Source organism: Actinacidiphila polyblastidii (genome assembly GCF_036353415.1).
GTDB lineage: Bacteria > Actinomycetota > Actinomycetes > Streptomycetales > Streptomycetaceae > Actinacidiphila > Actinacidiphila polyblastidii.
This window is the reverse complement of sequence record NZ_JAZEWV010000031.1, coordinates 76,781-85,393: the sequence shown is the minus strand read 5'-3', so window position 1 is coordinate 85,393 and position 8,613 is coordinate 76,781. Positions and strand designations below refer to the sequence as shown.

Here is an 8,613-nt window from a genome sequence, read left to right as displayed (position 1 = left end):
GCCCGCGCCCGTAACACCGCTCGTTTCGCAGACCCCAATCCTGTCGCCTCGTGGGGGTGGGGGCGCCGAGTCCCTTCAGGGTCAAGAGCCCGGGTCAGGGGGTGACGATGGCGAAGTCCGGGTCCGGGTCGCCGAGGTAGCCGAAGAGTTCGGTGAACGCGCCGGCGTCTCCGGTGATCTCGGCCCGGCCCTGGGCGGCGAGGTCGGCCAGGTCGTAGGCGCCGACAAGGGCGGCCCGCAGGTCGGCCTCGCTCAGGGCGATGTCCGTGTCGGGCCGGGCCGCTTCGGGGGTCGTATACCGGGTTCGGCGGCCCGGTGGTCGGTGGGCTCGGCCATGGTGGTCTCCCTCGCGGTGAGTCTCGTCCGGTACGGGGCCCGCTCAGGTCGCGGGAACTGCCACGCTTCCGTGCCGGCGGGGTGGGGGCCACCCGTGTGGTCTGTTCGGGGGATGGCACCTCGCCGGCCCTGCGGGCTCAGGCGGCGGCAGCGGTGACGCACGAGGGTCGAGCCGCACAGGGTGCGCAGCACCCCTGTCATGGCCGCGAATTCGTCGTTGGTGCGCCGGCCGTCCTCGACCTGGGCGGCCAGCATCGCGCGCTCGTCCAGCGCCACTCATGGTCGGGCAGGCGACGAATCTCCGACGCAGGTCAGTAGATCCATTGGCGGCGCATGGCCTGTGCCCCCGCCTGGAAGCGGCTCGTCGCCCCCATCCGCTGGGTCAGCTCGGCGACCCGGCGCCGCAGGGTGCGTCCGCTGAGCCCCAACTGACGCGCTATCGCCTCGTCCTTGAGGCCGGCATTCAGGAGGTGCAGCAGCGCACGGTCCTCGTCCGACACCTCGCCGGGCGGGGCCGACGGCAAGGTGTGGGCGAAAACCGGGGTGGCCCTCGCCCAGGTGGCCTCGAAGAGCTGGAACAGCGCGTCACACAGCGCCGATCGGCGGACGAACACGGCAGCGGTGCGCGCCGCCTGCGCGCCCGTGGTCAGCGGCAGCATGGCATCGCACCGGTCCACCAGCACCATCTTCATCGGAACTCTCGGCACGACCCTCGCCTGCTCGCCCAGGGCGACCATGGCCTGCAGGGACTCGGCGAGCGGCGGCACCTCCAGGACTTCGGTGGCGTAGATCGCTCGGACGGGGATGCCGCGGGCCAGCACCGGGGTCTCGAACTGGGCGGCGCTGCCCTGCGGGACCACGTACGGAGGGGCGTCGAACGCCATCACCTCGGTCTGCGCACTGGCGATCAACTCCCTGACCCGGAGGCTGATCTGGGACGCCCCTTCGATGACTTCGACCAATCGGTGCGGATTGGTCCGCAGGTCGCGCTCGTGGTACCGGCCGGCGTAGGTCTCGACGGAGGAGGCGATTCGTTCCAGTTCGGCCTGCCGGGAGCGGACCAGGGCGGACAGGCCGACCCGCGGGTCGACCGGCACGTAACCAGGGGAAGAGCCGGACCCCGGCGCGGCCAGGCCTGCGGCGACCAGGTCGTCCAGCGCCTGACGCGTGCGCTGCGCCGAGATCCCCAGTTCTGCGGCCACCGAGGATGCAGTGCAGGACTCCTGGCACAGGAGCACGTCATAGGCGCGCTCTGCCACGTCGTCCATCCCGATCGACTCCAGCAACAGATGCCACCCCAGCAATTTGTCAACAGTAGAAACAAATAGGTCGACTCAGTGAGCATAACCGGTTGGCCGGATGCGGCCAGTGGCCAGGGCAGGCCACCGGCGATCCTGCCGACGGCCGGGTGGGATCTGCGAGGGTACGGGCACCCCCCCCGCTGTGGTGACAAGGAGTGGAAGTGTCGTCAACAAGACGTCGATCGAGAGGTATACGCACGGTGGCCGCAACCGCCGTGCTGGCCACGGCCGCGACCATGGCCGTGGTGCCCATGGCCACTGCGGACACGGGAGGTTCGGGCCCCGTGCGGCTGACCGCCGCGAGACTGGCCGAACTGAGTGCCAAGTACACGCCCCGCGCCGACGGCACCCCCGGCCTGGTGGCAGCTGCTGCCGAGACCGCCGGACCCGACTCGGTGGCCTCCAGCAACGCCGACGGCGCGAGCAGAAGCTCCAGCGGCGCGAACAGCAGCTCCACCGGAACCGGCGCCCCCTCGACCACCAACGGCGTCACCCAGGTGAGCAGTTGGCAGACCGCCCGCGGCGCGGCCTCCACGCTGGCGCTCGGCGGCACGGCTGACTGGGTCTCCGTCTTCTCCGGCGGCGGCCTGACCCGCTACGACGCAGCAGGCAAACCGGTGTGGACCACCACCGGTGAGCAGCTGTACAAGGACTGGGACGCCACCAACACCAACTGGTACCAGGACGAGCCGTTCACAGCCGTCATGTACGAGGGCTACGACCCGTACCAGCCCGGTTCCACCGGCGCCCACCCCTACGCGCAGGCCGACCTCAACCACGACGGCGTCGCCGACGTCGCCGTGGCCTACTCCGTGGGCGCCAGCCCCGACCGGCCGTTCACCGCGCCCGGCACGGACCTCTCCAGCGGCACCTTCATCTCCGTCCTGGACGGCCGCACCGGCAGGATGCTCTGGCACACCGCGGTGCCCGGCACCGTCGGCTCGCTCCTGACCGAGAACGGCAAGCTGTTCGCCGCCGATGCCACCGGCCCGGACTGGAACAACAACCCGGTCGCCACGCAGGGCAGCAGCCGCTCCTCGCTGCTGGCGTACTCCTTCGCTCCCGGCAAGGGCGGCACGCTGACCGGCACCACCGCCTGGACGTACTCCACCGGGGCCCCCTGGGCCAACTGGGGAGACCTGACCGCCGTCAGCGGCGGCCGGCTGGTCACCAGCTGGACCGACACCCCGATGGGCCTCGGCAACCCGCGTCCCGCCGACGGCCACGTGCTCGTGGTGGACGCCGCCACCGGCAAAGCCGACGTGGACGTGAAGACCCCGGGCTACCCGCGTCTCATGGCCCAGCAGCCGGACTCGCAGAACATCCTGGTCGCCGAGCAGAACGATCCGCTCGACGCCGTGCGCTGGGACCTGACCGCGATCAACTCCGTCAGCGGCGAGCGCACGGTCATCACCTCCCGCAACGGCACCATCCCCGAGGCGTTCGTCCTCAACCCGACCGCGCACGGCAGCCAGGCCGCCATCGGCGTGGCCGAACTGGGCATCAACGCCGACCTCAGCGACGGCCAGTCCACCATCTCCGGCTGGAGCAGCAGCGGCAGAACGCTGTGGAGCCACCGGACCGTGAGCACCGTGGGCAACGCCAACGCCCCGACTCTGTCGCTCACCTTCGACCCGCGCGGTGGCGGCGAGGTCTACGCCGCGGTGAGCGACGCCACCGCGATGACCCTCGACAACCCCGAGGGCATCTACCACAACCAGCTGCTGGCCTTCGACAGCAGCGACGGCAGGGCCATGTGGCGCCGTGACGGCGACCACGTCGGCGACCAGGTCACCCCCTACCTGGGCGGCATCCTGACGGTCGGTTACGACCTCACCGCCTACCTCTCGTCCGGCCGCACCGGCGCCGACGTCACCGAGCCGCTGCTCGGCGACAGCTACGCCGCGGTCTCCGTGGACGCCAACGGCGACGGCGTGAAGGACCTGGTCGTCGCCGGCCAGAGCCACGGCGTCTTCGCCCTGGACGGCCGCACCCTGAAGGGCGCCGTCCCGCGCGTCCTGTGGACCACCCCGGTCGGCGCCGCCGTGCACCAGCTGAAGCTGGCCCAGGTCGCCGACAGGCACGGCCGCACCGCGCAGCGCGTCGTCGCCGCCACCTCGCACGGCATCGCCGTCCTGGAAACCGGCGGCCGCCTCGACAGCGACGTGAACACCGGCGCCTTCCAGTACGGCACCGCCGTCACCAAGGGCGAGGTCATCGCCAGCGGCACCGCGGGCGTCTCCGCCTACACAGCCGACGGGACCACCAAGTGGACCTACCGGCCCAGCGGCGCCGTCGGCAAGCGTGTGGCGTACTCCACCGCCGCGGTGGACGTGGACGGTCGGCTGATCCTGGAGTACGGCGGCATCGCCGCCGGGTTCGACCAGCTCGCCACCGACCCGGCGCCGACCGCTGTCTCGTTGAACTCCGCCACCGGCAAGGAGGTCTGGTCCGAGCGACCCGGCGTCGACAACGCAGCCTGGATCCAGGCGCAGGCCGGCGTCTACGCCGCCGCGGACATCCCGGGCACCGACGGCCACGGCGTGGCCCTGGCCTGGGGTGCGGGCCGGATCGGCGAGGAGCACGAGGTGCAGATCCTCGACAGCCGCACCGGAAAGGTCGTCACCACGCACCTCTCCGACGGCGCGCAGACCTTCAACGGCTTCACCTCCTCGGCCGCGTACGGCCTGATGGAGCTGCACTGGTACGAGATCACCGACTTCCCGGCGGACGGCTCCGCACCGTACGACTCCCATACCATCCCCGACGGCCAGCAGGGCGCCTTCGTCACCACCACCGACGGCAGTGACGCCCTCGTCACCGGCGTGGGCGGCCTGGAGGAGTACAGCCTGCCGCTGACCACCCCGGACGGTGACTCCTACATGGGGGACGACAGCGAGACGTTCTCCGAGTTCGCCGGCACCGTCACTCCGATCGGCACCGGCGAGGACGGCGCGACCCGGCTGGTCGGCCTGCCCTACGACTGGACCGCCTACGCGCTTTCCGTCTCCGTCGGCGGCTTCGGCGTCGACTCCTTCGCCCTTGACAGCTACTACCACGGCGTCACCGTCAACGAGGTCGTCGGCAGCGGCAAGGCGGTCGCCGCGCCCCCGGCTGCCGCGGCCACCCCGGCCACGGACGCCACCGCGGACCCGGTCGCGGATCGGACCGTGGGCACCGGCACCGCCACCACCTCGCTGGAGGTCAGGTCCAAGCAGCTGGCGGGCACCGTCAAGGCCGACGCCGCCGGCACCGACGCCGCGGCTGCGATCCGCGGCTACACCCCGCAGCAGATCCAGGGACGCCTGGGCCTGACCGGTGACGGCACCGGCCAGACCGTCGCCATCGTCGACGCCTACGACTACCCGACGGCGCAGTCGGACCTGAACGCCTTCTCCACCCAGTTCGGCCTGCCGCAGACCTGCGGCAGCGCGAACGCCACCGGCGACTGCTCCGACTTCTCGGTGGAGTACGCCACCGGCACCCGGCCGGCCGGCGACAGCGGCTGGAACGAGGAGGCGGCGCTGGACATCGAGTGGGCCCACGCGGTGGCCCCGCACGCGAAGATCGTGCTGGTCGAGGCTGCCGATGCCTCGGCGCAGGGCCTCTACCGGGGCGTTGACGCGGCCGAAGCGCTGGACCCGGCGGTCATCAGCAACAGCTGGGGAATGCCGGAGTTCTCCGAGGAGTCGTTCTACGACGCCCACTGCAAGCTCGCCGACTCCGTCTGCGCCCAGTCCACGGGCGACGACGGCTACCCGGCCGGCTACTCCAGCACCAGCCCGTACACGCTGGCCATCGGCGGTACCACCATGAAACTGGACGCCACCGGCCACACGCTGGGCGAGACCGCCTGGTCCTCCACCGGCGGCGGACTCAGCTACTTCGAGAAGGAGCCCGCCTACCAGAAGGGCGTCCAGTCCACGGGCTACCGGGCCACCCCCGACGTCAGCTTCGTCGCCGACCCCAACACCGGCGTCGCCGTCTACGTCACCATCGCGGGCGCGCACTACTGGATACAGGTCGGTGGCACCAGCCTCTCGGCCCCGTCCTGGGCCGGCCTCATCGCCGACGCCGACCAGCTCCGCGCCACCGCCGGGAAGGCGCACCTCTCGGTCGCCGGCAAGAGCGGCGACACCGCCCACACCGACGTCTACGCCCTCGGCAGCAAGCTCAACGACGTCACCACCGGTTCCAACGGAGCCTGCGGCACCGAGTGCACCGCCGCCCCCGGCTACGACACCGTCACCGGCCTGGGCTCCGCTCTCGCCGGCGTGGACACCGCCCTCGCGGCCATGAAGTAGAACCCCCGCAGGATCCCGGGGCCGCCGCTGTCGCTCAGCGGCGGCCCCGGTCGCTGCCCGCGCCTCCACGAGCCGACCCTCGCGTACCCGTGCGGTGCGGTTCAGAGGTGCAGGAGGCGTTCGGCGTTGCGGTGGGCGATGTCGCGCTGGGCACTTTCGGTGAGTCCGGAGCCGGCCAGGAATTCCCGGGCTCCGGCGTTGCCGACGAACGGGTAGTCCACCGAGTAGATCATGCGGTCGGTGCCGAGGAGGTCGGTGCAGAAGCGCAGGTGGGGGGTGGTGAACATGCCGCTGGGGGTGTAGTAGGCGTTCTGGCGGACGTAGTCGCCGATGGTGCGGTCCAGGCCGGTGGCCTTGCGCGGCAGCGCTTCGTCGAGGCGGTCGAGGTACCAGGGCACGGCCTCGCCCCAGTGGCCGAGGATGAACTGCAGCTCGGGGTAGCGGTCGAAGACGCCGCTGAGCACCAGGTGGATGAAGTGGACGCCGGACTCGTTGTGCCAGCCCCACGCCGCGGTCGCGAACCGGGTGGCGACGACCTCCTCCAGCCCGGCCTCGTAGCTGTCGGCGGCGCTGACGCGCGTCGGCGGGGCAGGGTGCAGGTAGATCGGAACGCGCAGCTCGGCGGCGGTGCGCAGGATCGGGTCGAAGCGCTCGGCGGAGAGGAACTCGTCGTCGGTGCGGCCGTGGATCAGGGTGCCGACCAGGCCCAGCTCCTGGACGGCACGCCGGAGTTCATCGGGGGCGTGCTCGGGCGCGGTGGTGGGCACCGACGCGAAGGCGGCGAAGCGGTCGGGGTGCCGCGTGCAGGCCGCCGCGAGGCGGTCGTTGACGTCGCGGACCAACTCCGGGGCGACATCGGCGGGCAGGTACTGGGTGGTGAGGTTGGAGAGGACCTGCATGTCGATGCCGTCGGCGTCCATGGCGGCGAGCCGGCCCTCGTCCAGGTCCTCCAGGACCTCGGCGGACGGGCTGTAGGGCAGGCCGCTCGCCGGGGCGTAGGACGCGCCGAAGCCGGGACTGATCTCGGCCGTCCGGCCGGCGGAGGCCCTGGCCACGCCGGCGTGCAGGGTGTGCTCCTCGATGGTGATCAGCTTCATGGTGTTCCTCACTTGTCCGACTTCTCGCCGAGCCAGGCGAAGGCGGACTCCTTGATGTCGTGTTCCAGGTCGCTTCCCCTGGTCGCGAAGGTCCGGCTCACGGGGAAGCCGCTGGCCTCCAGCAGGTAGGCGAGGGCCGCGTACTCGCGGGGGTGGCGGGTGACCGCCTCCGCGTCGACGTCGACGATGCCGGCGGGGTAGGTGAAGGTGCCGAAGTCGTAGACGCTCTTGCGGTCGGCGATGCCCCACACCCCGTCCCGCTTCTCCAGCCGGTCGATGAAGCGGTTGTGGCCGTTGCAGCCGAGGCGCAGGTCGACGTTCTCGCCGATGATGACGGCGTTGGTCTCGCTGACGGCGCGGGTGCCGTCGGCGGAGAAGGCCACCACGGGCGCGGTGATCAGGTGCTTGGTGCGGAAGGCGGAGGCGCCCATCCGGGCGGAGGCGTCGACGAACTCGTACGCCGGCCCCTCGAACCAGGTGATCTCGATCCGGCTGTCCGGGTGGAAGAGGGCCTTCAGGCGGTCCCATTCCCCCAGGTCCCGGTGGATCCACCCGGTCATGAGGTCGGCGATGTCCTGTCGGTCCTGAAGTGTCGCGTCCATGGTGTCAGTATTCGCCGCGATAATCGATAGGTCCAACCGAGAGATACGATGAATCAATCGATCGGAACGATGAGAGAGGAGCGGCGATGGAGCTGCGGCATCTACGCTATTTTGTCGCCGTCGCCGAGGAGCGGCATTTCGGCCGGGCCGCTGCGTCGTTGCACGTCACCCAATCCACCCTGAGCTCCCAGGTGCAGGCCCTGGAAAGGGAGGTCGGCGGGCGCCTGTTCACCCGCACCAGCCGACGCGTCGAGCTGACCGAGGCGGGCGGGCTGCTGCTCCCCGAGGCCCGCCGCGCCGTGGCGCAGGCCGACCGGGCCCTGCTGGTGGCCAGGGAGTCGGTCCACGGCAAGACCGGGGAGGTGCGGATCGGCTTCTCCGGCGTCGCCGTCCTCCAGGGCGTCCTCTCCGAGGACCTGCGCGACTTCAGCCGGGCACACGCCCGGGTCGGCCTCACCCTGACCGAGCTTCCGCCCGTCGCCCAGATCCAGGCGGTGCGCGACGGCGTGCTCGACCTCGGCTACTGCCCCGACCTGGGCCTCGACGACACCGGCGGACTGCGTGTCACCCAACGTGCGCCCACTCCGCTGTCGGTCGCCCTGCGCTCCGACCACGAGCTGGCATCAGCGGCCGTGGTGACCACGGCCGCCCTGGCCGACCACGACCTCATCGTCTTCGCGAGCGGCGAGGAGGACCAGACCGTCCTGTCCCGGCTCTGGCCGGCCGCCGCCGAGGAGGACCGAAGCCGGGTCCGCCTGGGCGGCAGCACCCTGGGCGTGCTCGCCCTGGCGCTGGCCGGTGTGGGCGTGGCCTTCGTCCCCACCGCGACCGGGCGCATCGCCCTGCCGGGCCTGACCTACCGGCCCCTGCACGGAGCGCCGCCAGGACCCGACCTGCTGGTCATCAGCCGCCAGGACGAGACGTCCGGAGCGGTCCGCGCCTACCTCACCGGGGTCCCCGCACCGTGATCCGG

The 8,613-nt window shown here is 71.5% G+C and carries 5 protein-coding genes and 1 pseudogene; 2 read left to right on the top strand and 4 right to left on the bottom strand.

Translation table 11 applies throughout. The features are described 5' to 3' along the window. Positions 1–94: 94 nt before the first annotated feature. Positions 95–283, bottom strand: a pseudogene (locus tag V2S66_RS27065) (alkyl sulfatase C-terminal domain-containing protein); the annotation flags it as partial. Between the two features lie 364 nt (positions 284–647). After that, positions 648–1,640 (bottom strand): helix-turn-helix domain-containing protein, encoded by a 993-nt coding sequence (locus V2S66_RS27060; protein ID WP_330799314.1) that lies wholly within the window; start codon positions 1,638–1,640, stop codon positions 648–650. A 197-nt stretch (positions 1,641–1,837) separates the two neighbouring features. On the opposite strand from V2S66_RS27060, the gene V2S66_RS27055 reads away from it, so the two are divergent. Beyond that, positions 1,838–5,941: a S53 family peptidase gene (locus V2S66_RS27055; protein WP_330799313.1), complete on the top strand. Its 4,104-nt coding sequence runs from the start codon at positions 1,838–1,840 to the stop codon at positions 5,939–5,941. Positions 5,942–6,042: 101 nt separating this feature from the next. Here V2S66_RS27055 and V2S66_RS27050 read toward each other — a convergent pair whose 3' ends face one another. Together V2S66_RS27050 and V2S66_RS27045 are read right to left on the bottom strand one after the other, a co-directional pair. Further along, complete coding sequence (locus V2S66_RS27050) at positions 6,043–7,038, bottom strand: amidohydrolase family protein (RefSeq protein WP_330799311.1); 996 nt, start codon at positions 7,036–7,038, stop codon at positions 6,043–6,045. A gap of 8 nt (positions 7,039–7,046) precedes the next feature. Then, a complete protein-coding gene (locus V2S66_RS27045; protein ID WP_330799310.1) occupies positions 7,047–7,640 on the bottom strand; it encodes a nuclear transport factor 2 family protein in 594 nt (197 codons plus the stop codon). Between the two features lie 86 nt (positions 7,641–7,726). Here V2S66_RS27045 and V2S66_RS27040 point away from each other — a divergent pair, with 86 nt between their 5' ends. After that, positions 7,727–8,608, top strand: a complete 882-nt coding sequence (locus V2S66_RS27040; RefSeq protein WP_330799309.1) for a LysR family transcriptional regulator — start codon at positions 7,727–7,729, stop codon at positions 8,606–8,608. Positions 8,609–8,613: the final 5 nt, after the last annotated feature.